The following is a 23,508-nucleotide window of genomic DNA, read 5'->3' as shown; positions in this document are numbered from 1 at the left end:
CACCATCAGGTATGCCCGACACTCCGTTCCTGCACGTCGATCCCGCTCGCCTCGACCGCAATCTCGCCGCGATGGCCGGGTGGGCCGAACGGCACGGCGTGCGCTTGCGACCACATGCCAAGACGCACAAGTGCGTTCGGGTCGCGCAGCGGCAGCTCGCCGCCGGTGCCGTCGGACTCACCGTCGCGACGATCGGCGAGGCGGAGGTCTTCGCCGACGCCGGGTTCGACGATCTGTTCGTCGCCTATCCGCTGTGGTTGTCGGAGGACAAGGCCCGCCGCCTGCGTGCACTCGCCGGTCGGGTGACGCTGACCGTCGGTGCCGATTCCGTCGAGGGCGTGCGCCGTCTCGCCGAAGGACTCGGCGGCGCTCCCGTCGGAGTGCTCGTGGAGATCGATTCGGGCATGCACCGCAGCGGTGTACCCGCCGATAGCGTGGTCTCGGTCGCCGACGCGGCTCGCGACGCGGGACTGACCGTGGCCGGTGTCTTCACCTTCCCCGGCCACGGCTACGGACTCGACACAGCGCGAGCCGACGCCGCGGAGCAGGAGGCCCGATCCCTGGCCGTCGCTGCGAACGCTCTGCGCGACAACGGTATCGACGTCTCCGTGGTGAGCGGAGGGTCGACGCCGACCGCACGACTCGCCGATCCCGGCGTGGTCACCGAGTTGCGTCCGGGCGTTTACGTCTTCAACGACGCCCAGCAGTTGGAACTCGGCAGCTGCGGTATCGACGACATCGCACTGACCGCGGTGTCCACGGTGGTCAGCGCATCCGGCTCCCGGGTGGTGCTCGACGCCGGCAGCAAGATCCTCGGGGCGGACCGCCCCGGCTGGACCACCGGTTTCGGCCGGCTCGCCGATCATCTCGACGCCCGTCTCGTCTCGCTGTCCGAGCATCATGCCGTCGCCGAGTTCCCACCGGCTGCCGTCGTGCCCGAGGTGGGCGACCGGGTGCGGGTGATACCCAACCACGTCTGTACCGCGGTGAACCTGGTCGACGAACTGTTCGCCGGTCCGGACCCGTACGGTGAACTCGAATCGTGGCCGGTCGCGGCGCGTGGCGCGAACAGCTGAGTCCTCCTCCGGGATCGCCGGAACGGGTTCGCCTCACTCATAGACTCCTTCCACAACCCACACCTCCTCCCGGCAGCAGAGCAGCAGTGCGCGGCCGTCTTCCAGCAGTGCCTGTGCCCGAGCCCTCCCCGGACCGAACGGCCACGGTCCCGCCCACCAGTGCAGACGATGCGACCGCGCCCCGAGCCGCACGGTCACCGGCTCCGCACTGAACACACCGCGCGGACTCACGGCGACCGACCGCCCCTCGGCGTCGAGGACCTCCGCTGTGGCCTGCACCAACAGCGAGGGCGTCGGCCGGGCAAGGCGGTCGGGCCAGGCGGCCGCCGGATCGCGCGGCGGTCGCAGTTCGTCGCCGAAGGCCACCAGCGCCACCTGCTCGGCCGGTCCCCGACCACCGCTGCGCACCGGCACCCGCACCGACTCGCCGCCGAGCAGCCCTTGGACCCGGACCAGAGCCCGACGTGCTTGATCGCCGAGACCGCCACCGGTGTCGCCCGGAAGCCCGGCGCCCGTCAGCGCCGACTGCAGCGTTCCCGGATTCACCACCTCGACCGGCTCCAGCACCAGTCGGACGACCGGTGAGTCAGGCGCTTCGACGCTGCCGGCCCGGCCGGTCAGCCACCCCTCCAGCTGCCAGCGCACACGGTCGGCAGTGGCCTCCGGCGTGAGCGGCTCCACGCATCGCCAGGTCCGTGAGTGCCGTTGCCCTCGCTCCGTGAACGCGTGAATCGTCAGTCGCATACAGGCCAGCGAGGCTGCGGACAGTCGCTCGTGCAGCTCCTGCGCCATTCGCCGTCCCAGGAAGGCCGCGGCGTCGATCCGATCGACCGGCGGATCACAGCTGTGCTCCACCGCCAAACCCGGCGGGATCGGTGCCCGGCTGGGCCGCCGGCCCGGCAGACCTCGGGCCAGCCGATGCGCGGTGATCGCATCGCCGGAGAAACGTGATGCGATATCCGCGGGATCCATCGCAGCGAAGGCGCCCAGGGTGCGAATCCCCAAGCGCCACAACAGACTCACCAGATCCTCACGTCCCGGGCCGTTCAGCGCGGGTTCTGCCACCAGGTCGGCGACCGGCCTCGCCGAGAGATAGGCGGCATCCGTCCCCGGCGGGACGGTCTGCCCCGATCTCGCGGCGAGCACCGCGGTGAACAGCTCATCGGCCACCCCGACTCTGGCCGTGACTCCCCCGACCACCGTCCTTCCGAGACCATCTGCGTCGCGGCCCCTGCCGACCTCGGCCACCGCATCAGTGAGCCGTTCGGCCAATTGCTCCTCCCCGCCGAAGAAGCGCGCCGCACGATCGGCGGCCACCACCAGCAGTCCCGGCCGCAGCACCTCGGTCATCGGGACCACGCCGGTCACCGCCGCCACCACCGGCTCGAACAATCTCCCATCGCGTGCCGGGTCGGCGTCGTACACGGTCAGCCGCGGACACGACGACTGCGCCTGCCGTTTGCGCATCCCCCGTCTCACCCCGTCGACGCGGGCCGCATGCGAACACGCCTCCACTCGTCCCGCCCGCAGCACCGCCACCGGATCGCCCGGAACTCGCCCGGCCGCCGCGGCGGCCGCCGTCGTCGGCCAGTCCGGACACCACAGTGCCAGCACTCGCCTGCCGGGAGAATCGGCGGTCAATTCGCCACCGCCAGCGCCGCCGGCACCCGGGCCCCGTGTTCTGCACCTGACCCCGCCTTCGGCATCGTCGGCCGGACCAGCCGCATCACTCCTTCTTCTCCCAGTCCCGGCACCACGAGGTCGAACACGTCGCTCACTGGGCGAGCCCCCGGCGCCGACACCTGAACTTCCACCCGAAACCCCCCGATGCGGCCGTATCCGCTTCGCCGTACCGGCAGATGCCGGTACTCCCGCACTCGCCCCTGCACACGCGTGGCCGTCCCCGGCCAGTCACCGAGGACCAGCAGCGTGGACGACTGCTTCCTCGCCCGGCCCCCGAGCACCCGGGCTCGGGCCGGTGCCACCGACGACCCCGTCGGACCCAGTCGATCCTCGAATCCCAGCACCACCAGGTCCATTCCGTCCAGCAGCACCCCAGCCACCTCCAGTCGATCGGCTCCCGGCTCGGCGACCACCGCGATCCGGCTCAGATCCGCCCCCATCTCCACCGCCGCGGCCAGATTGAGTCGCGGCAGCCCGACCAGAGCCACCGTGGCCCCCGTCCGACTCGCCTCGGCGATGATCGACATCGGCACCACCGAAGCACCGGACACCGCGGCCACCGAGCCACGCGGGAGCCCGCGCTTCGGAAACAACGACGCCACGGACTCCGGCACGGCGATCACTCCCGACGACACCACTCCCGAGGCCGTTCCCGCACGAGCGCCCGACTGGCCGGACAGCCGGCTCAGCTTGCGACGCAGGTGTTCCAGTTCGGCCTTCTCCGCTGCATTCATGGCGCTTCCCCTCGTCGTTCCGGGCTTGCGCCCGTGTTCTCACCTCTCGTCCGAAGCGGCAGGGAAGATGCCGGTGTTCGAACTTGTGTTCGATGTTAAGCCCACCCTCTGACAACCGTCAACGGAGCAGGAAACACCCGCCACACGCGAGGATCTGCGTCCCTTCAGTCGCAACAGCGACCGTCGGCGCACCATGCTCTACCATTCGGATCCATGCAGTCCCGAGCCCTTCCATTCGCCGTCATCGCCGCCGCCGTCACCGGAATCGCGGTCACGGCGCTGCCGTGGTTCGACCTGCGCCGACTGGGCATGGACGCCTCATGGAACGGACTCGGAATCGGCACCGTGAGCCAGAGCGACCTCGGCGTGGCACCGGCCGGCCGCGGCTGGCTGATCGTCGCCGCATGCGCGCTGGCCGCCCTCGCCGGAATCGTCGCACTGCTGCCCGCCGCGAAAGCCCAGAGCATCGGCCGAGTCCTGGCCGGAGTCGCCGCCGTCGGATCCACTGCCGCCGCCTTCGTCCCCGTAGCGGTGTGGATCTGGCCGTCCTGGTACTTCGCCGGGTTCCTCGACGGACTCGGATTGAGTGACGCCCAGGAGCTCGTCACCGTCAGCAAAGCGATCCTCATCGGCCTGATCGTGATACTGCTGATCCTGGCCGCACTGTGCGGCGCACTCTTCATCGACCGCAGCGAACAGAACCTGATCGACGACTCCGGAGCCTGACCCGGCCCACTTCCTGGCGGTACCTCGATTCCGCACGCAGCGACCGCAGCCGCAGACCCGATCCGAACCTGATCAGAACAACGTCAGATCTGGCGAGGGAGCCGTCCCCGCCGGCGGAAGCACCGACGGTTCGGCCGGATTCACACTCTCCGACTCCGGGTCACTGCCCAGACCGTACTTCTCCACGAGCGGCGTCATCCGTGCCCGGAGACCGAGCGCATACTCCGCCGACACGAAGCTCCGTCGGCCGTAGAGGGAGCGGTACCTGCGCACCAGCGCAGGGTGCTCATTTCCCAGCCAGCCGAGGAAGTCAGCACCGTCGTCACCGCCCAACTGCAGCGGAGACACCGACACCCGGGCGGCACCCGCGGCCGACAACGCCGCGAGGAGTTCGTCGAGCTGCGCCGTGCCGTCGGCGAGCAACGGCGGCAGCGGCGCGATCCGAATATGCGGCGCGAGTCCCGCCTCCGACAGCCGCGCCACCATGTCCAGTCGCGCCCGTGGCGACGATGCCGAAGGATCGACCCGCGCCGACAGTCCCGGATCGAGGGTGGCCAGTGAGATCGACACCGTCACCGGCACCGCCCGCCCGATCAACCGCAGCAACGGCAGATCGCGCAGCAGCAGCGTCGACGCGGTGTAGAGAGCGATCGGCGTCTGCGACTCCGACAGGACCGACAGGACCTGAGGCATCATCCGGTAGTGCTCTTCCACCGGATCGTAGGGATCCTCGGCCACTCCGATCGCCACGGTGTCGCGACGCCACGACCGACGCCGCAGCTCCCTCCGGAGCACCGCCGGGGCGTTCATCTTCACCTGCATCGCCTCGCCCGACCGCCGCAGAGCCGAGGCCGCGAAGGAGTGCCGATGACTCCGGTCGCCGGTGACCGATTCCAGCACTGTCCGCGCCAGCACCTCGTGCACCCGGACGCCCGGCGCCTCCGGGATCATGGTCGATCGCATGAAGTCGCCGCACACCAGTTCGGTCAGCGCTGCCATGCCACCTATCCGAACATACGTGCGATGGACTCGTCAAGGGCCGGCGCGCACAGTGAGTGCGGCTCCGATCGCCGTCACCGCCTGCGGCTATCATCGGGCCATGACCTCTCCTGCCACACCCGGCCCGTCGTATCTGGTGGCCGGACGCTACCGGCTGATCCGAAGGATCGGACACGGCGGCATGGGTGCGGTGTGGCTGGCGCACGATCAACTCCTCGACCGCGAGGTGGCGGTGAAACAGGTCCTGACCACCAGCGGGATGGACGAATCAGTCGCCGAGACCTCCCGGGCCCGAGCGCTGCGTGAGGGCCGGTTGGCAGCTCGGCTCTCGCACCGGAACGCCGTTGCGATGCACGACGTCGCGCTCGATCGCAACGAGCCGTGGCTGGTGATGGAGTACCTGCCGAGCCACAGCGTGGCCGACGTCCTGCACGAGAACGGGACGATCGATCCGGTCGAGGCCGCGCAGATCTGCGCGCAGGTGGCCGACGCCATCGCCGAAGCGCACGCCTCCGGCATCGTCCACCGCGACATCAAGCCGGCCAACATCCTGATCGCGAACACCGGCCGCAACGTCGGCCTGGTCAAGATCACCGACTTCGGCATCTCCCGCGCGAAGGACGACGTATCCATCACTCAGACCGGTGTCGTGACCGGCACGCCCGCGTATTTCGCACCGGAAGTGGCCCGAGGCGATGAACCGGGCGAGTCCTCGGACGTCTACTCGCTGGGGTCCACCCTGTACACGATGATCGAGGGGCGTCCCCCGTTTGGCAGCGAGGACAATTACATCGCCACGCTGCACCGGGTGGCGCTCGGTCAGATCAATCCGATCACCCGGGCGGGCGCGCTCTCGCCGATCCTCCTGCGGCTGCTGGAGCCGAATCCCGCCAATCGGCCGACGATGGCCCAGGCCCGAGATCTGCTCGCCAAGTACGCTGCCGACACCCTCGGCACCACCGACAACGTGCTCACCGGGCTGGTGGCGACCAAACCGCTGTCGGCGCGGAACCGGTCGGCCACACTGCCCCCGATCAGCGGTCAATCCACATCGCAACCGTCCACTCCGCAGACGTCCGCCCCGCAGACGCACTCGGCCCCGGACACGTCGCAGGGCTCGGCGCCCCACAACCCGACTCAGGTCGCCTCCGGTTATTACGCGCCGCGAACCACGCCGGAACCGGTGCCCTACGCTCCCACGCAGTATTCGTCGGCGCCGGGCCTGTACACGCCCCCGCCCACCTACTACCAGCAGCAGGGGCCGAGCAGTCACGCCGGTCTCGCGGCCGCTGTCTTCGCCGTATTCGCACTGCTCACCGCGATCGCCGCGGGCATCATCATCCTGGTGATGTGACCCGCGCCCGCCTCATCCGATCTGGCGGTTCACCGCCCAGCGGGTGAGGGCGTTGCGGTTGGACTGCTGCGTCTTGCGCAGCACGTTCGACGCGTGAGTCTCCACCGTCTTCACCGAGATGAACAGTTCCTCCGCGATCTCCCGGTAGGTGTAGCCGCGCGCGAGCAGGCGCAGCACCTCCATCTCGCGGCGGGTCAGCGAATCGAGTTCGGGATCGAGCTGCGGTTCGGGCACCGGCGACCGCCCGGTGAAGGAGTCGAGGACGAATCCGGCCAGTCGCGGACTGAACACCGCGTCGCCCTCGGCGACGCGACGGACCGCGTCGGCCAGTTCGGTGCCGTCGATGGTCTTGGTGACGTACCCCCGCGCGCCGGCGCGGATGGTGGCGATGACATCGGTGGCGGCGTCGGAGACGCTCAGTGCGAGGAACACCGGCGCCTCCGAACCCAGCGCGTCGGTCACCCCGCGGAGCACCGCGACACCTCCGCCGCCCGGCATGTGGACGTCGAGCAGCACCACGTCGGGACGCGCCTGGACGATGCCCGCGACCGCTTCGGGAACGTTGCCCGCGTCGCCGACCACCTCGAGTCCGGCCTCGCCGGCGAGCTCGGTGCGCACCCCCGAGCGGAACACCCCGTGGTCGTCGACCAGGAACACCCGGTAGGTCTTGTCGGCGGTCATGAGAGCTCCTGTGTCCGTTGAGTTTCCGAATCGATGGACGCCGACGGCCCGTGCCGCCGGCCACGCGGCAGCATCAGCGCCACATTGGTACCACGGCCCGGTGTCGAGGTGATCCGCACCGACCCTCCCACACGCTCCATGCGCGCGCGGATCGACCGCGCGATGCCCTGGCGGTCCTGGCTCACCGCGTCGGGATCGAACCCCTTGCCGCGGTCGCGGACGAAGACCTCGACGTGGTCGTCGTCCACCTCGCAGTAGACGTCCACCTTGTCGGCGCCGGAGTGCTTGGCGGCGTTCACCAATGCCTCGCGAGCGGCCGCGACCACCGTCTGCAACCCGTTGGAGACCGTCTCGTCGCGCAGTTCGTCGGGAGTCACGTCGCCGACCGTCACCGTCTCGATCTCGACACCGTACGCGTCCTCCACCTCCGCCGAGACCGCCGAGACGGCCGCGGCGAGCGACTCGCGCCTGCGCGCCTGGTCGCCGAAGAGCCACTGCCGCAGCTCGCGCTCCTGGCGACGGGCGAGCTGTGCGACGGCGTCGGGCTGGTCGGCGCGCTTCTGGATCAGCGCGAGCGTCTGAAGAACCGAGTCGTGCAGGTGCGAGGCGATCTCCTCGCGTTCCTGGTTCCGGATCCGCGCGGCACGCTCGGCGTTCAGCGTCCGCCACATCCGCATCCACAGGGGGATGGTCAGCAGCAACACGCCGAACAGCGTCCCGAGGACCGCGAGCAGGGTCGGGTTCATTCCGGCCAGCGCGGTGTCCGGGGCGGTCACCAGCACCACCAGTCCTCCGACCACGAGGACGGCGCCGGCGGCCAGTCGGAGCCACGTCACCACGCCCCCGCGCGAGGAGACGCCGGTGACGTCCACCTCGCGCCACACCAGCGCCGCACCGCCGAGTACCACCACCAGTGCCAGCAGCGTGGACGCCGGCGCGCTCGAGGCTGCGAAACCGTTGAGCAGCAAGGCCACCACGCCGATGACGATCAATCCCTGCGCCTGCCGGCGCTCCCGAGGAGCGGGCCGCTCCACGTCGGTGCCCGTCGGACAGAAGAACCACAGCAGTCCGTAGGCGGCCACGCCCGCCCCCGCCAGCGCGGCGAGCACGACGAAGACCACGCGGACGCGGAAGACGTCGACGCCCAGGTGGTCGGCGATGCCGCCGCACACTCCGCCCACGACCTTGCCTCCGTTGCGCCGGCGCACACGGTCGACTTGCGGGGTCTGCGTCACGTGAGTCATTGATTCGATAGTGGCACGAACCGGACCGCGTGCACATCAGGGAGCATCTCAGGGTTTAACCCGATTTGCCTCGCTGATCAGGCGTCCAAGATTGACTGCATGGACACCAAGACTCTGATCGACATCTGGAACACCCGGCCGGTCCGCCGCCGGACCGGAAAGTCCGTCGGCGGCGTCTGCACCGGCATCGGCATGCGCTACCGGGTCGATCCGACGCTGGTGAAGGTCGCATTCGTCGTCGCGGCGTTGTTCGGGGGCAGCGGAATCCTGCTCTACATCGCCGCGCTGATCGCTCTTCCCGCCGAAGACGAGACGGCACCCCGCAAGATCCATCAGTCGCATCGCGCACATCACCGCGTGCGGCACGACATGCCCTGGTACTGGATCGTGGTCGCCGTCATCGCGGTCATCGTCTTCAGCAACATGGGCTCGTCGCCGTTCTGGGGCACCAGCGGACTGCTCGGACTCGTGCTGATGCTGGGCGGCTGGTGGCTGCTCTATCAGCGCACCCCGACCGCGCCCGCCGGAACCAGCGCGGATCAGCTGAGGCCGTCCGACGGATCGACGACCGTGACGCCCGCGCCGACGCTCATCGCGGACGAGGTGGTCACGAACGACGTTCTCGCCGACACCGCCGTCCGGCCCGCGTCCGAGACGATCCCGTTCGCGGCCGCTGAACCGCCGGCGCCCGCCCCGCCCGACGCACCGCCGTCGTGGGATCCGCTCGGGACCGCGAGGTTCGCCTGGGATCTGCCGGAACCGACACCGCCCGAGCCGCCCGTGGTGAAGCCGCCCCGGTCTCCGTTGACGTCGGTCTTCGCCGGTCTCGCCCTCATCGCCGCGACCGTCGGCACCGCCGCCCGCGTACTCGGCGACGTCGAGTGGTTCACCGTGGGCCGGATCGCCGGACTCGCGCTGGCGGTGCTGGGTGTCGGAATGGCGATCGACGCGCTGCAGCGCAGGCAGAGCAATACGCGCGCGGCCGGACTGGTGCCGCTCGCCATCATCGTCGGCGTCGTGGCAGTCACCGCCACCGCGTTCTCCGGCGATCGGCCGGCCTTCGCCTCCGGCGGGATCGGCGACCGGTCGTGGCATCCGCGCAGCGCCGAGCAGCTCAGCGAGACCTACCAGCTGACCATCGGCACCACCAGCCTCGACCTCCGCGATCTCGGCGGGCTCGACCACGACCGAACCATCGAGATCCACCAGGGCATCGGCGATATGACGGTCTGGCTGCCCGACGACATCCGCGTCAAGACCGAGTGCAGCACGGTGGTCGGTGATCAGACGTGCCCCGACGGGATCGTCAACCCCGACGCCAAGACGCCGACGCTGACGGTGAAGGCGAACCTCAACCTCGGAACCGTGGAGATGAAGCATTGATCGACGAGACTCCCGACCAGACCGGTACCGCCGAACCCGAGCGCCACCGCTCAGTGGTGATGGGTCTCTCGGCGCTGGTGACCCTCCTGGTGGCCGCCTGGTGCCTGGCCGACGGCCCCTTCCTCCTCGACACGACCTACCTGCCCTGGGCACTGCTCGCGATCGGAATCGTGGTGGGCGTCGGCCTGATCGCGAGCGGATTCCGAAGAAAGTAGGACCCTCGCCGTCTGCCCAGGCTCGTCGAGCCGCACCGGAGCGCAGCGACGGAGCGAGTCGAGACCACCCACCGCCACCGGCCCAGGCCCGTCGAACCGTCCCTCGCCGTCCACCACAGGCTCGTCGAGCCGCACCGGAACGAAGCGCTACCACAGGCTCGTCGAGCCGCACCGGAGCGCAGCGACGGAGCGAGTCGAGACCACCCACCGCCACACACCACCCGCCCCGAAAACCACCGAGTGCCGCCCACATCCAGATGCGGGCGGCACTCGGCGCGGTTCAGCGGGAGGTCACTCCCATTCGATCGTGCCCGGCGGCTTGCTCGTCACGTCGAGCACCACGCGGTTCACGTCCGGGACCTCGTTGGTGATGCGGGTCGAGATCGTCTCCAGGACCTCGTACGGCACGCGCGTCCAGTCGGCGGTCATCGCGTCTTCGCTCGACACCGGGCGCAGCACGATCGGGTGGCCGTACGTACGACCGTCGCCCTGCACCCCGACGCTGCGGACGTCGGCCAGCAGGACCACCGGGCACTGCCAGATCTGGCCGTCGAGGCCGGCGGACGTCAGTTCCTCGCGCGCGATCAGGTCCGCCTTGCGCAGCAGTTCGAGCCGGTCCTTGGTGACCGATCCGACGATGCGGATCGCGAGACCGGGGCCCGGGAACGGCTGTCGTGCGACGATCTCCTCCGGCAGGCCGAGTTCACGGCCGACGGCACGGACCTCGTCCTTGAAGAGGAGGCGCAGCGGTTCGACGAGCTTGAACTCGAGGTCTTCCGGCAGGCCGCCGACGTTGTGGTGGCTCTTGATGTTCGCGGTGCCGCTGCCGCCGCCGGATTCGACGACGTCCGGGTACAGGGTGCCCTGAACGAGGAAGTCGACCTTCTTGCCCGCGGCGGCCTGGTCGCCCAGCACCTCCGACACCGCGCCCTCGAAGGAGCGGATGAACTCGCGGCCGATGATCTTGCGTTTGGTCTCCGGATCGGAGACGCCGTCGAGGTGGCCGAGGAAGACGTCCTCGGCGTCCACCGTCACCAGCCGCGCGCCCGTCGCCGCGACGAAGTCGGTCTGCACCTGCTCGCGTTCACCGGCGCGCAGCAGTCCGTGGTCGACGAAAACACAGGTCAGACGGTCGCCGATCGCGCGCTGCACCAGTGCTGCCGCCACCGCCGAGTCGACGCCGCCGGACAGTCCGCAGATCGCGAGACCCTCGTCGCCGACCTGCTCCCGGATGTCGGCGATGAGCGCCTCGGCGATGTTCGCCGCGGTCCACGTCGGCGTGAGGTTCGCGATCTCGTAGAGGAAGCGGGTCAGCACTTCCTGGCCGTGCGGGCTGTGCAGGACCTCCGGATGGTATTGCACGCCGGCCATCTGCCGCTCCGCGCACTCGAACGCGGCGACCGGCGCGCCCGGCGTGGACGCGGTGACGGTGAAGCCCTCCGGGGCCACCTGCACGGCGTCGTTGTGGCTCATCCACACCGGCTGCGACTCCGGCAGTCCGCGGTGCAGTTTGCCGCCGTCGGCGACCGTGAGCGTTGTCCGGCCGAACTCGCGTCCGCCGGTGTTCGCGACGGTGCCGCCGAGAGCGGCCGTCATCTTCTGGAATCCGTAGCAGATGCCGAATACCGGAACGCCGAGGTCGAAGAGCTTCTCATCGATGGTCGGCGCATCGTCGGCGTACACCGACGCCGGTCCGCCCGACAGGATCAGCGCGGCCGGATTCTTGGCCTTGATCTCTTCCAGCGTCGCGTCGTGCGCGATCACTTCCGAGTAGATGCGGGCCTCGCGAACGCGGCGAGCGATCAGCTGCGCGTACTGGGCTCCGAAGTCGACGACGAGTACGGGACGCGGGTGGTCGGGGGATGTTTCCGTCACGACGTGAAGTCTATCTTGCGCGCGATCGTCGCTGGTGGTCCGGACCAGCGAGGCAGTTCGGGAGCCCTGCGGCGACCGTGGCGGTCGACTAGAATGATCGGATCGCGGGTTCTCGACTGGACGATGGAAGTCCGGAAGCGAGTTCCCCGCGTAGCTAGTTTGGAAGACTAGGACGCTTTGTGTTCCCCGCGAATGTGTTCCCCGCGAGCGGGGATGGCCCATGGTCGAACTCGGGATCGACGGCGTGGGTGCCGTGCTCCCCGCGCGAGCGGGGATGGTCCGTCTGCCACCGAGTACGTATCCACAGCGCCGCTACCTCACCGCTGTGACCTGCACCCGCCACCCCACCCGTTTTCGTTCCCGCACCACGCTCCCGCCCAGCCCGCAATAGGTATCTGTGCCACTCGCCAAATACCCTTGACCCTGTGACGCACCTTTCCTCCGACACCGAAGGCCGCCGCTCGCGTTGGTCGCTGACCATCGCCGACCTGGCTCAGGCCGCCGTCTTCGCCGCGCTCATCGCGGTCCTCGGCCTCCCCGGGCAGATCAATCTCGCCGGCGGAGTCCCGATCACGCTGCAGACGCTCGGCGTGATGCTGGCGGGGGCGGTACTCGGACCGAAGAAGGGCACGCTCGCGGTCGTCATCTTCATGGTGCTGGCCATCGCCGGCCTGCCGATCCTGGCGGGCGGACGCACCGGCATGGTGGCGCTCGGCTCCCCGACCGCAGGCTACTTCGTCGGCTTCCTGCCCGCGGTGATCGTGATCGGCCTGCTCACCGCGCTGATGATGCCGAAGTACAACATCGTGGCCGGCATCGTGATCAACCTCTTCGGCGGCGTCCTGATCATCTACGCGTGCGGCATCGTGGGCCTGCTCCTGCGCACCGACATGTCGCTGGGCGCGGCCATCGCCACCAACGGATCCTTCGTCGCCGGCGACGTGCTCAAGGCGCTCGTGACCGCTCTCGTCGCGGCCCCCGTGCATCGCGGCCGTCCCGGTCTCATCGCGCCGCTGCGGCCGTCGTTCCTCCGCCGTGCCTGAGCCCGCCCCGTCGTCGATCGTCTTCGACGGCGTCGAGCACGCCTTCGGCGACCGCGTGGTACTGCGCGGAGTGGACCTGGCCATCTCGCAACGCCGCGTCGGCATCGTCGGCGCCAATGGCAGCGGCAAGTCGACGCTGGCACGGATGATCAACGGGCTCGTCCTCCCCGACCGCGGGACGGTCACGGTCAACGGGCTCGACGTCCGCAAGAACAAGCGCAGGGTCCGGCGCGACGTCGGCTTCATCTTCTCCGATCCGGACCGGCAGATCATCATGCCGACCGTGGCCGAGGACATCGAGCTCTCGCTCTCGCGCATCGTCTCCGACAAGGCCCAGCGTCGCGCCCGGGCGCGCGAGGTACTCGCCGACTTCGGCCTCGACGGCCACGCCGACCAGCCCGCGCATCAGCTCTCCGGCGGCCAGAAGCAACTGCTCGCGCTCGCCGCAGTGATGGTGGTCGGACCGACCATTCTGGTGGCCGACGAGCCCACCACCATGCTCGACCTCCGCAACGCGCTCATGCTCCGGAGAGTGTTCGCCGACCTCGCAGAACAGCTGATCGTACTGACGCACGACCTCGACATGCTCGACGATTTCGACCGCGTGCTCGTCCTCGACGACGGCCGGGTGGTGGCCGACGACGAACCGGCCCCCGCACTCGCCTTCTACCGCGACCTGATGAGCCGATGATCGGCGTCTACGTTCCCGGCCGCTCCCTGCTGCACCGGCTCCCGGCGGGGTTCAAGATCGTCGCGCTGATGGCGTCGATCATCACGCTCGCAGTGGTGGTCCGAACACCGATCGCCGCCGGGATCGCCCTGGCGGGCACCGTCGCGACGTTCGCCCTCGCCTGGATTCCGCCCCGCCACGCCTGGTCGCAGATCAAGGGCGTGGTCTGGGTACTGGCGGCGCTCTTCGTCTTCCAGTGGCTCATCACCGACGCCGCGCGAGCCTTCGTGGTGTGCGCGGTCCTGCTCGCCTCGGTGGGGCTGGCCGCCGTCGTCACACTCACCACCCGGACCACCGACATGCTCGACGCGATCATCACCGGCCTCTCCCCGTTGCGCCGGCTCGGCGTGCGGACCGACCTCATCGCCATGGCGTTCGCGCTCACCATCCGCAGCATCCCACTGATCGCCGAAGTGCTCGCCCAGGTGGACGAGGCGCGTCGCGCCCGCGGACTGCGCGCCGGCCCGCGCGTTCTCCTGGCACCGACGGTGCTCGCCGCCCTGCAGACGGCCGACGGCTTCGCCGAGACCCTCGCCGCACGCGGAATGGACTGACGAGCAGCCCTTCCCCGATCTGTCGGTCACCGCGGTCTGTTAGCCTTCAATCAGACGGCTTGACGACTTCAAGGAGGATGCGGTGGACCCCTTCCCGCACCTGTCGCGCGCCCTCTTCGCCCACTCGGTGTACTTCCTCACCGATCACTGTCAGTAGGGCTCATCGCACCGTGCCGTCCCGTTCTCAGGGTCGGCACCTGAGCACCGGATCCAGGCCATCAGTGTCTGCAAACCGACCCCTCACGGACCCATTTCGCAAAGGAAAAGTCATGTCTCCCAACATTTTCGACGACGTCACCGCTCTCATGGGCCGCACCCCGCTGGTGCGCCTCAACCGCATCACCGACGGCGTGGACGCCACGATCCTGGCCAAGCTGGAGTACTACAACCCCACCAACTCCGTGAAAGACCGCATCGGCGTGGCGATCGTCGACGCCGCCGAAGCCTCCGGAGAACTGCCCGCGGGCGGCACGATCATCGAGGCCACCAGCGGCAACACCGGCATCGCACTGGCGATGGTCGGCGCGGCGCGCGGCTACAACGTCGTCCTGACGATGCCCGAGTCGATGTCGAAGGAGCGCCGCGCCCTGCTCCGCGCCTTCGGCGCCGAACTCGTCCTGACCCCGGCCGCCGAAGGCATGGCCGGCGCCGTCAACGCCGCAGAGAAGATCGCCGCCGAGCGCCGCGGTTCGGTCCTCGCCCGCCAGTTCGCCAACGAGGCCAACGCCGAGATCCACCGTCGCACCACCGCCGAGGAGATCTGGAACGACACCGACGGCGCGGTCGACGCCGTGGTGGCCGGCATCGGCACCGGCGGCACGATCACCGGTATCGGCCAGGTCATCAAGAAGCGCAAGCCCGAGATCAAGATCTACGCCGTCGAACCCGCCGAGTCGCCGATCCTCAACGGCGGCGCGCCCGGACCGCACAAGATCCAGGGCCTGGGCGCCAACTTCGTCCCCGAGGTCCTCGACACCACCGTGTACGACGAGGTCATCGACGTCGACGTCGACACCGCCGTGAAGTGGGCCCGCCGGGCGGCCACCGAGGAGGGCCTGCTCGTCGGCATCTCGTCCGGTGCCGCGCTGGCCGCCGCCGTCGACGTCGCCAAGCGTCCGGAGCTCAAGGGCAAGACCATCGTCGTCGTGCTCCCCGACTTCGGCGAGCGCTACCTGTCGACGCTGCTCTTCGAAGGGCTGGTCGACTGATGTCCGAGCCGGTTCCGCTACTGCGCCTGTTGCGCGAAGATCTGCGCGTCGCGCAGGAGCGGGATCCGGCGGCCCGGTCGATGATCGAGGTCGCACTCGCCTACCCGGGAGTCCATGCACTCTGGTTCCACCGGGTGGCTCACCGACTGTGGAACTCCGGCGGGGCGGCGCGTCTACCCGCGCGCCTGCTCTCGCAGTTGGGCCGGTTCGTCACGGGCATCGAGATCCATCCCGGCGCGAGGCTCGGCCGCCGCATGTTCATCGACCACGGCATGGGTGTGGTGATCGGCGAGACCGCCGAGGTCGGCGAGGACGTCGTGATGTTCCACGGATCCACCCTCGGTGGCGTCAGCATGTCGAAGGGCAAACGTCATCCCACCGTCGGCGACCGCGTGCTGATCGGCGCCGGCGCCAAGGTCCTCGGTCCCATCACGCTCGGTGACGACGCGAAGATCGGCGCCAATGCCGTTGTGGTGCATGACGTTCCGGCCGGATTCGTCGCAGTGGGCGTCGCCGCGACGACACGGGCGGCCGGCGCACCGGTGCACGACCCGTACGCCGACCCGGCGATCTACATCTGATTCTTCCTGCTCAAACGCTTATGCCGTTCTCCGTGACCCGATTCGAGTCACGGAGAACGGCATAAGCGTTCAGATCGGTCAGGCCTTCTCCACCGGGGTGATCGGCAAGCGCAGCGCGCCGGGCGCGTCCGCCGGAACCACCGGCGCCTTCGGCGCCACCGGGGTCAGGCGCCGGTAGGCGTCGCCCTGCGCGGGACGCGGGTCGGCCTCACCCTTGTTCGGCCACAGGGAGATCGCACGCTCGGCCTGCGCGCAGATCGACAGCGACGGGTTCACACCGAGGTTCGCGGTGATCGCCGCGCCGTCGGTGATGTGCAGCGTCGGGTAGTTCCAGACGCGGTGGTAGGGGTCGATGACGCCGGTGGCCGGGTCGTCGGAGATGACGCATCCGCCGAGGTAGTGCGCGGTGAGCGGCATGTTGAAGATGTCGCCCCAGGTGCCGCCCGCCAGTCCGCCGGGCAGCTTGGCCGCGATCCGGCGGGTCGCCTCGTTGCCCTCCGGAATCCAGGTCGGATTCGGCTCGCCGATGCCCTGCTTGCTCGTCACGTACTTGAACGGACCGCGCTTACGGACGAAGGTCGTCAGCGAGTTGTTGTTGTTCTGCATCACGAGCGCGATCACCGTCCGCTCGCTCCACTTGCGGACGAAGAACAGCCGCAGCAGCATCAGCGGGTTGGTGACGGCGTTCTTGAGGAACTGGCCGAGCCGGTTGGGGACGCTGCCGCCATCGGTGAGCAGCGTCTGCAGGTAGGCCATCGCGTTGCTGCCCTTGCCGTACCGCACCGGCTCGATGTGAGTGTTGGACGTGGGGTGGAACGACGAGGTGATCGCGACGCCCTCGGTGAAGTCGCGGCTCGAATCGTACGACCGCGCCTGCGCCCCGAGGATGGATTCGGAATTGGTGCGTGTCAGCACGCCCATCGCGTCCGAGAGCCTCGGCAGGGTCGAGCCCTTGGCGCGATGCATGATCTTCTGCGTATTGAACGTGCCCGCGGCGACGATCACCTGGTCGGCGGTGAACTGCCGCCGCCGGGCGCCGAACGGGCCCCAGGACGACGACCCGTGCGCCGACACCAGCCATGAGCCGTCGGCCCGCTGCTCCAGGCGATCGACGGTGGTCCGGTCGATGATCGTCGCGCCGTTCCGTTCGGCCAGACCGAGGTAGTTCTTCATCAGCGTGTTCTTGGCTCCGACGCGGCAGCCGGTCATGCACGCGCCGCACTCCGTGCAGGCGGTGCGTTCGGGACCCGCGCCGCCGAAGTAGGGGTCGGGCACCGTCTCACCCGGGGCGCCCTCGCCGCCGGTCTTGGCTCCGAAGAAGACGCCGACCGGGGTGGAGGTGAAGGTGTCGCCGACCCCCATCTCGTCGGCCACCTCCTTCATGATGCGGTCCGAGTTGGTGAACGTCGGGTTGGTCACCACACCGAGCATCCGGCGAGCCTGCTCGTAATGGGGCGTCAGCTCTGATTCCCAGTCGGTGATGTGGTTCCACTGGGGATCGGTGAAGAACGGTGTGGGCGGCTTGTAGAGCGTGTTGGCGTAGTTCAGCGATCCGCCGCCGACTCCGGCGCCGGCGAGAACCATGACGTCCTTGAGCATGTGGACGCGCTGGATGCCCATCAAACCGAACTTCGGCGCCCAGACGAATCGGTTGAGACGCCAACTCGTCTTGGCGAACTGGTCGTCCTCGAAGCGGCGACCGGCTTCGATGATGCCGACGCGATATCCCTTCTCGATGAGGCGGAGCGCACTGACGCTGCCGCCGAATCCGGAACCGATGATGAGGACGTCGAAATCAGTCTGCGCCATAGCCGACCATACTAATGATCATTGTCTCATTATCGAAAGCCAGTGTAGGCTACGCTAACTCCTGGTCTCGGTGAATCCGAGCACGATCGGCGTGACGAAACGAGCGATCACTGCGCGCTCTCGCTCCGGCGACCCTTCTGGCACCGCGAGCAGCGACACGATCACCCGGACCACCCATCGCGCCGCCTCTCCCCCTTCCTCACCGCCGGTGCCGAGGAAGGCCGTCGCCACCGTCTCGATGAACTCCGACGACAGCGCGAGTTCACCGGCCACTCCCGCACCCGCCGCGGTGAACCAGGCGGCCAGCGCGGGATCCCGGCGGACCTCCGTCAGCGCCACGACGATCGACTCGGTCAGCCGGTCCGCAGGCTCCGGTCGGTCGGAGACGGTCTCGGCCACCACGGCGCCGATCCGGCGAGCGACGCGTTCGATGTACGCCAGCTGCAACTGGCGCCGGCCGTCGAAATAGCGGTACAGGGTCGCCCGGGAACACCCCACCGCGGCGGCGATGTCCCCCATCGAGGCGTTGGCCCCCTTCGTGGCGAACACCTCGCCCGCGATCTCGAGGATCGCGTCCTGTACGGCGGGCCGCCGGGTGCCGCGCATCCAATCCGCCCCGCGCACTCGGAGATCCTGATCGTCGGTCATGCCGAGAACGGTACCGAGACCGGTCGCCGCACATAGTTTCCGGACGCCCATTCGATTCCGTCGACGTCGACGTGGAAGTCCGGGCACCGCGCGAGCAGTTCTTCGAGCGCCACCCGCGCCTGCATCCGTGCGGCGGCGGCGCCGAGGCAGTGGTGGGATCCGTGGCTGAAGGTGAGGATGTTCGCGGGGTCGCGGCGGACGTCCAGGTCGGCGGCGTCCTCGCCGTACACGCGTTCGTCACGGTTGGCCGACGCGTAGCAGAGCAGCACCTTGCGGCCCGCCGGGATCGTCACCCCCTCGACCTCGACGTCGCGCGTCGCCGTACGGGCCAGCCCCTGCACCGGCGAGGTCAGCCGCAGCAGTTCGTTGACGGCCGACGGCAGCAGCTCGGGTTCCCGCCGAAGAATCGCACGCTGATCCGGATGCATGGTCAGCAGCGCCGACGAGCCGCCCAGCATGCCGGTGGTCGTGTCGTTTCCGCCGGCGACCATTGTGAAGGCGAACGCCAGCACCGACAGGACGCCCGACTGGTCCGCCGGGTCGTCGGTCAGGCCGGCGGCCACCAGATGCGACACCGTGTCGTCGCCGGGACTGCGCTTGCGGAATTCGATGAGGTCGGCGAAGTACGCCATCAGTCCCATCACCGCCTCCGACGCCGATTCGACGGCCGAGGCCATGTCGGCGCCCGGGTTGGCCGCGACGATCGCGTCGGTCCACGCGTCGAACTGTCCGCGATCGGACTCCGGCACGCCGAGGTAGTGGGCGACGACCATGCTCGGCAGCGGTTTGAACAGGTCCGCGGCGATGTCTCCGCCGCCGCGGGAGGCAAGGTCGTCGAGCCGCTCGATCACGAACTCGCGAACCTCGGGCTCCAACGTCGTCACCTGTCTCGGCGTGAAGCCGCGCGCCACGAGGCGACGGAAGGCGGTGTGCCGCGGCGGATCCTGCATCACCATCGGCGGGTTGTCCTGCAGGCCGATGCTCTCCAGTTCGCCGTACGCCACGGTCAATCCGCGCGCCGAGGAGAAGGTCTCCCAGTCCCGCGCGGCGGCCATCACGTCGGCATGGCGAGTGAGGACGTAGTAGTCCGCCGCCGGATCCCCCTCGGGCACCACGTGATGGACAGGGTCGCGGTCGCGCAGGAGCGCGTACATCTCGAACGGATCGCGCCAGGACGGACCCGACCGCAAGGTGAACTCCGGAGACAGATCGTTCTTCATGTCCCAACTATGAGACAGTTCACACATATTGTCAACGACGGACGATGCCTCCGCCTCCCGCCCGCGTCAGCGTGACGGGTTCGTCGCCGCCCCGTCGAGCCACAGCGTGTCGCCGGCATCGCGGTGCGGGCCGGACGTCCCGACGTGTTTCGCGCTGATCTTCGGCCCCTTGGTGATGACGTGGACCAGCGCCATGCCGTGTCCACGGCCGAGCCCGTACTCGTCCTTCAGCCATTCGAGAATCGGCCCGGCCTTGGTGCCCGGGCCGAAACCGCGTTCGGCTGCCTGCTCGACGAGTTCGCGTGGGGTGTGCCCGGTCTTGATCTCGATGGTGTCGAGGTATGCCTGGAATGACATGACGGTTCTCCTGTCGTCGGATGCTGTCACCAGTATTGACAGCCGCCGGCACCGAAACTGATCGGTATCAGCCCGAAACGACTCAGGACGGTTCACGACCATGTCGCAGACCAAGAGAGCCGAGACCCCGGTACTCCGGGGTCTCGGCTCACCGAGTGGGCGACGCCTGGCGTCGCGAGGTCAGGCTCGGACCGAGAGGCCGACCTTCTGGAACTCCTTGAGATCGGAGTAACCCGCCTTCGCCATGGACCGGCGGAGGCCGCCGACCAGGTTCAGCAGGCCGTCCGGATCGTCGGACGGTCCGTTCAGCACGGTCTCGAGGGAAGGCCGCTCCTCGTCGATCGCCACCTGCAGCAACGCACCGCGCGGAGTGTCGGGGTGCGCCGCGGCCGACGGCCAGAACCAGCCGCGGCCCGGAGCGGTGTCGGCGGCGGCGAGCGGTGTGCCCAGCACCGCGGCGTCGGCACCGCACGCGATCGCCTTGGCGAGGTCGCCTGAAGTGTGGATGTCGCCGTCGGCGATCACGTGCACATAGCGTCCACCGGTCTCGTCGAGGTAGTCGCGACGGGCCGCGGCCGCGTCGGCGATCGCGGTCGCCATCGGGACCCCGATGCCGAGGACCTCACCGGTCGTGGTGGATCCCTCCGTGGAGCCGTATCCGACGATGACGCCCGCGGCGCCGGTACGCATCAGATGCAGTGCCGTGCGGTGGTCGTGCACGCCTCCGGCGATCACCGGGATGTCGAGGTCGGAGATGAAGGTCTTCAGGTTGAGCGGTTCGGCGACGAGTCCGTCCTCGTGGCCGCGGTCGACCAGCACCACGTGCTCGGCGGAGATGATCGTGCCATGCACCACCAGAATCTCGGCGCCCGCCTTGATCAGCGCGGGTGTCAGTTCGGGGGCGTGCTGGGGGCTCACCCGGACCGCCGTGGTGACACCGGCCTCCCGCACTCGGGCGACGGCCTGCGACAGCAGGTCGAGGTTGATCGGGGCGCGATGGAGCTCCTGCAGGCGACGGATCGCCGCGGACGGGTCCGGATTCTTCTCCGCGATCTCGACCAGCTCGGCGATCTTGTCCTCGACGTGCTCGTGGCGGGCCCAGAGGCCTTCGCCGTTCAGCACGCCGAGCGCACCGAGCTTCCCCATCGCGATGGCCGACTCCGGCGAGCCGAGCGCATCGGTCGGATGGTTCAGGATCGGCGATTCGAAGCGGTATGCATCGATCTGCCATGCGGTCGAGACGTTCTTCGACGACCGCGTCCGCCGGGACGGGATGATCGAGATGTCTTCCAGTTCGTACGTTCGGCGAGCCGTCCGGCCCATGCCGAATTCGACGAGGTCACGCACCATTGCGCCTTTCTAGTGGAAACTCAGGCGAGCGGGCTGCGGCGGTCGCGCCGCAAACCGGCTCAGCGTGCATAGTAGTTGGGCGCCTCGGCGGTGAGGGTGATGTCATGCGGGTGCGACTCCTTGAGACCCGCCGCGGTGATCTGCACGAACTGCGCGTTCTGCAGGTCGGCGATGGTCTGCGACCCCGTGTAGCCCATGGCCGCGCGGAGGCCGCCGGTGAGCTGATGGATCACCTGTGACAGCGGTCCGCGGAACGGCACCCGACCTTCGATGCCCTCGGGGACCAGCTTGTCCTCGGCGAGCACGTCGTCCTGGAAGTAGCGGTCCTTGGAGTACGACTTGCCCTGGCCACGCCCCTGCATCGCACCCAGCGAGCCCATGCCGCGGTAGCTCTTGAACTGCTTGCCGTTGACGAGGATCAACTCACCCGGCGACTCCTCGGTACCCGCCAACAGCGAGCCGAGCATGGCGGTCGAGGCACCGGCGGCCAGCGCCTTGGCGACATCGCCCGAGTACTGCAGACCGCCGTCGGCGATCACCGGGACATCGGCCGCCTTGCACGCGGCGACGGCCTCGAGGATCGCGGTGATCTGGGGCGCGCCGACGCCCGCGACGACGCGGGTGGTGCAGATGGAGCCGGGGCCGACGCCGACCTTGACCGCGTCGACGCCCGCGTCGATGAGCGCCTGCGCACCCGACCGAGTCGCGACGTTGCCGCCGATCAGCTGGACGCGGCCGCCGACCTCCGCCTTGAGCTTGGCGATCATCTCGAGCACCCCGCGCGAGTGGCCGTGGGCGCTGTCGACCACGAGCACGTCGACGCCGACCTCGGCGAGGGCGAGCGCGCGATTCCACGCCTCGTCGCCCGCTCCGACGGCCGCGCCCACCAGCAGCCGGCCGTCGGCGTCCTTGGTGGCGTCGGGGTGCTGCTCGGTCTTCACGAAGTCCTTGACCGTGATCAGTCCGGTCAGCTTGCCGTTGCCGTCGACGATCGGCAGTTTCTCGATCTTGTGCCTGCGCAGCAGACCGAGCGCCGCCTCGGCGGAGACGCCCTCGGACGCGGTGATCAGCGGCGCGGGAGTCATCACCTCGGACACCGGCCGGGTCTCGTCGGCCTCGAAGCGCATGTCGCGGTTGGTGATGATGCCGACCAGATCGCCGGACGCGTCGACGACGGGCAGACCCGAGATCCGGTACCGCGCACACATCGCGTCGACCTCGGCGAGCGTGTTGGTCGGCAGACAGGTGACCGGGTTGGTGACCATGCCCGCTTCCGAGCGCTTCACGGTCTCGACGGCGGCGGCCTGCGCCTCGATCGAGAGGTTGCGGTGCAGCACGCCCATACCGCCGGCGCGCGCCATCGCGATCGCCATCCGGGCCTCGGTGACGGTGTCCATCGCCGAACTGACGAGCGGGACCCGGAGGGTGATCTCCCGGGTCAGCCTGGACGAGGTGTCCACGGCGTTCGGGACGACATCCGACGCCGCCGGGAGCAGCAGTACGTCGTCGAAGGTGAGGCCGAGCATTGCGACCTTGTCGGGATCATCTCCACCAGTGCGAACCTGCGTCATCTGCACATCGTATCCGCTGTGGATTGAGGAAGCCTGTCCGCCCGGTTATCGGCTACGGTGGAGGACGTGCATGACCAGTTCCCCGGACTCCCGCCGGACCCCTTCGCCGATGACCCGAACGACCCTGCGTCGGCCCTGGACGCGCTCGACCCGGGAATCCCTCTTGACGAGGGTGAACGCACCGCGGTGGAAGAGGATCTCGCCGACCTCGATGTGTACGAACGCCTCCTCGCGCCGCGCGGTGTGCGGGGCCTGGTAGTGATGTGCGAGGACTGTCGCGAAGATCACTACCACGACTGGGACATGTTGCGCTCCAATCTGCGCCAATTGCTCGTGGACGGCACGGTCCGACCGCACGAGCCCGCAGTGGATCCCGAGCCCGACGACTACGTCACCTGGGATTACTGCCGCGGGTACGCCGACGCCTCACTGCGCTATCACGAACGCTACTGATCCGCAGGGGAACG

Annotated in this window: 23 protein-coding genes; 11 read left to right on the top strand and 12 right to left on the bottom strand. The window is 69.0% G+C overall.

Annotated elements, in window-relative coordinates:
- Positions 1 to 11 precede the first annotated feature (11 nt).
- Positions 12 to 1,076 (top strand): alanine racemase, encoded by a 1,065-nt coding sequence (locus ACK8HH_RS05615; protein ID WP_006897215.1) that lies wholly within the window; start codon positions 12 to 14, stop codon positions 1,074 to 1,076.
- Positions 1,077 to 1,109: 33 nt separating this feature from the next.
- On the opposite strand, the gene ACK8HH_RS05610 is transcribed toward ACK8HH_RS05615, so the two are convergent.
- The gene (locus tag ACK8HH_RS05610) at positions 1,110 to 2,717 is read right to left on the bottom strand and encodes a DNA polymerase Y family protein (RefSeq protein ID WP_006897214.1); all 1,608 of its coding nucleotides are present in this window, start codon (positions 2,715 to 2,717) and stop codon (positions 1,110 to 1,112) included.
- Complete coding sequence (locus tag ACK8HH_RS05605; RefSeq protein ID WP_006897213.1) at positions 2,714 to 3,493, bottom strand: hypothetical protein; 780 nt, start codon at positions 3,491 to 3,493, stop codon at positions 2,714 to 2,716. Before ACK8HH_RS05605 ends, ACK8HH_RS05610 begins: the two co-directional genes overlap by 4 nt.
- 213 nt (positions 3,494 to 3,706) lie before the next feature.
- On the opposite strand from ACK8HH_RS05605, the gene ACK8HH_RS05600 reads away from it, so the two are divergent.
- Positions 3,707 to 4,219, top strand: a complete 513-nt coding sequence (locus tag ACK8HH_RS05600; protein ID WP_045537805.1) for a hypothetical protein — start codon at positions 3,707 to 3,709, stop codon at positions 4,217 to 4,219.
- A gap of 72 nt (positions 4,220 to 4,291) precedes the next feature.
- Here ACK8HH_RS05600 and ACK8HH_RS05595 read toward each other — a convergent pair whose 3' ends face one another.
- Positions 4,292 to 5,218: an SPL family radical SAM protein gene (locus ACK8HH_RS05595; RefSeq protein WP_045537804.1), complete on the bottom strand. Its 927-nt coding sequence runs from the start codon at positions 5,216 to 5,218 to the stop codon at positions 4,292 to 4,294.
- A gap of 100 nt (positions 5,219 to 5,318) precedes the next feature.
- Here ACK8HH_RS05595 and ACK8HH_RS05590 point away from each other — a divergent pair, with 100 nt between their 5' ends.
- On the top strand, positions 5,319 to 6,572 hold the full coding sequence (locus ACK8HH_RS05590) for a protein kinase domain-containing protein (RefSeq protein WP_412475600.1): 1,254 nt from the start codon (positions 5,319 to 5,321) through the stop codon (positions 6,570 to 6,572).
- A gap of 12 nt (positions 6,573 to 6,584) precedes the next feature.
- Here the strand turns inward: ACK8HH_RS05590 and ACK8HH_RS05585 are convergent, their stop codons facing one another.
- Both ACK8HH_RS05585 and ACK8HH_RS05580 read right to left on the bottom strand, forming a co-directional pair.
- Positions 6,585 to 7,253: a response regulator gene (locus ACK8HH_RS05585; protein ID WP_006897209.1), complete on the bottom strand. Its 669-nt coding sequence runs from the start codon at positions 7,251 to 7,253 to the stop codon at positions 6,585 to 6,587.
- Entirely contained in the window at positions 7,250 to 8,497 is a 1,248-nt protein-coding gene (locus ACK8HH_RS05580; RefSeq protein ID WP_045537802.1) for a sensor histidine kinase, read from the bottom strand. The genes ACK8HH_RS05585 and ACK8HH_RS05580 overlap by 4 nt, the downstream gene beginning before the upstream one ends.
- 99 nt (positions 8,498 to 8,596) lie before the next feature.
- On the opposite strand from ACK8HH_RS05580, the gene ACK8HH_RS05575 reads away from it, so the two are divergent.
- Positions 8,597 to 9,880, top strand: a complete 1,284-nt coding sequence (locus tag ACK8HH_RS05575; protein ID WP_412475599.1) for a PspC domain-containing protein — start codon at positions 8,597 to 8,599, stop codon at positions 9,878 to 9,880.
- Positions 9,877 to 10,095: a hypothetical protein gene (locus ACK8HH_RS05570; protein ID WP_006897206.1), complete on the top strand. Its 219-nt coding sequence runs from the start codon at positions 9,877 to 9,879 to the stop codon at positions 10,093 to 10,095. The genes ACK8HH_RS05575 and ACK8HH_RS05570 overlap by 4 nt, the downstream gene beginning before the upstream one ends.
- 291 nt (positions 10,096 to 10,386) lie before the next feature.
- Here the strand turns inward: ACK8HH_RS05570 and guaA are convergent, their stop codons facing one another.
- Positions 10,387 to 11,970 carry a glutamine-hydrolyzing GMP synthase gene (guaA, locus tag ACK8HH_RS05565; protein ID WP_006897205.1) on the bottom strand — a complete coding sequence of 528 codons (1,584 nt, stop codon included), beginning with the start codon at positions 11,968 to 11,970 and terminating at the stop codon, positions 10,387 to 10,389.
- A 425-nt stretch (positions 11,971 to 12,395) separates the two neighbouring features.
- On the opposite strand from guaA, the gene ACK8HH_RS05560 reads away from it, so the two are divergent.
- The 5 genes from ACK8HH_RS05560 to cysE all read left to right on the top strand — a co-directional run bounded on the left by ACK8HH_RS05560 (position 12,396) and on the right by cysE (position 16,086).
- On the top strand, positions 12,396 to 13,013 hold the full coding sequence (locus ACK8HH_RS05560) for a biotin transporter BioY (protein WP_006897190.1): 618 nt from the start codon (positions 12,396 to 12,398) through the stop codon (positions 13,011 to 13,013).
- Complete coding sequence (locus ACK8HH_RS05555; RefSeq protein ID WP_006897189.1) at positions 13,006 to 13,704, top strand: energy-coupling factor ABC transporter ATP-binding protein; 699 nt, start codon at positions 13,006 to 13,008, stop codon at positions 13,702 to 13,704. The genes ACK8HH_RS05560 and ACK8HH_RS05555 overlap by 8 nt, the downstream gene beginning before the upstream one ends.
- Positions 13,701 to 14,297: an energy-coupling factor transporter transmembrane protein EcfT gene (locus ACK8HH_RS05550; protein ID WP_346075975.1), complete on the top strand. Its 597-nt coding sequence runs from the start codon at positions 13,701 to 13,703 to the stop codon at positions 14,295 to 14,297. Before ACK8HH_RS05555 ends, ACK8HH_RS05550 begins: the two co-directional genes overlap by 4 nt.
- 269 nt (positions 14,298 to 14,566) lie before the next feature.
- Entirely contained in the window at positions 14,567 to 15,505 is a 939-nt protein-coding gene (gene cysK / locus ACK8HH_RS05545) for a cysteine synthase A (protein ID WP_412475598.1), read from the top strand.
- Positions 15,505 to 16,086 (top strand): serine O-acetyltransferase, encoded by a 582-nt coding sequence (gene cysE, locus ACK8HH_RS05540; RefSeq protein WP_006897186.1) that lies wholly within the window; start codon positions 15,505 to 15,507, stop codon positions 16,084 to 16,086. The genes cysK and cysE overlap by 1 nt, the downstream gene beginning before the upstream one ends.
- Before the next feature lie 78 nt (positions 16,087 to 16,164).
- On the opposite strand, the gene ACK8HH_RS05535 is transcribed toward cysE, so the two are convergent.
- The 6 genes from ACK8HH_RS05535 to guaB form a co-directional block, all read right to left on the bottom strand.
- Positions 16,165 to 17,895, bottom strand: coding sequence for a GMC family oxidoreductase N-terminal domain-containing protein (locus tag ACK8HH_RS05535; RefSeq protein WP_412475597.1), 1,731 nt, complete (start codon positions 17,893 to 17,895; stop codon positions 16,165 to 16,167).
- Positions 17,896 to 17,949: 54 nt separating this feature from the next.
- Positions 17,950 to 18,543 (bottom strand): TetR/AcrR family transcriptional regulator, encoded by a 594-nt coding sequence (locus ACK8HH_RS05530; RefSeq protein WP_412475596.1) that lies wholly within the window; start codon positions 18,541 to 18,543, stop codon positions 17,950 to 17,952.
- Positions 18,540 to 19,763: a cytochrome P450 gene (locus ACK8HH_RS05525; protein ID WP_039867720.1), complete on the bottom strand. Its 1,224-nt coding sequence runs from the start codon at positions 19,761 to 19,763 to the stop codon at positions 18,540 to 18,542. The genes ACK8HH_RS05530 and ACK8HH_RS05525 overlap by 4 nt, the downstream gene beginning before the upstream one ends.
- Positions 19,764 to 19,829: 66 nt before the next feature.
- Complete coding sequence (locus ACK8HH_RS05520) at positions 19,830 to 20,120, bottom strand: DUF4287 domain-containing protein (RefSeq protein WP_006897182.1); 291 nt, start codon at positions 20,118 to 20,120, stop codon at positions 19,830 to 19,832.
- 180 nt (positions 20,121 to 20,300) lie between these two features.
- Positions 20,301 to 21,467 carry a GuaB3 family IMP dehydrogenase-related protein gene (locus ACK8HH_RS05515; RefSeq protein ID WP_039867727.1) on the bottom strand — a complete coding sequence of 389 codons (1,167 nt, stop codon included), beginning with the start codon at positions 21,465 to 21,467 and terminating at the stop codon, positions 20,301 to 20,303.
- A gap of 62 nt (positions 21,468 to 21,529) precedes the next feature.
- Positions 21,530 to 23,041, bottom strand: a complete 1,512-nt coding sequence (gene guaB / locus ACK8HH_RS05510; RefSeq protein ID WP_006897180.1) for an IMP dehydrogenase — start codon at positions 23,039 to 23,041, stop codon at positions 21,530 to 21,532.
- A 66-nt stretch (positions 23,042 to 23,107) separates the two neighbouring features.
- On the opposite strand from guaB, the gene ACK8HH_RS05505 reads away from it, so the two are divergent.
- Positions 23,108 to 23,494: a DUF5319 domain-containing protein gene (locus ACK8HH_RS05505; protein ID WP_039867726.1), complete on the top strand. Its 387-nt coding sequence runs from the start codon at positions 23,108 to 23,110 to the stop codon at positions 23,492 to 23,494.
- Positions 23,495 to 23,508 lie beyond the last annotated feature (14 nt).

It is taken from the genome of Gordonia sp. LUNF6 (assembly GCF_047041125.1).
Lineage (GTDB): Bacteria > Actinomycetota > Actinomycetes > Mycobacteriales > Mycobacteriaceae > Gordonia > Gordonia sihwensis.
This window is presented reverse-complemented; position numbering and strand designations above follow the sequence as displayed.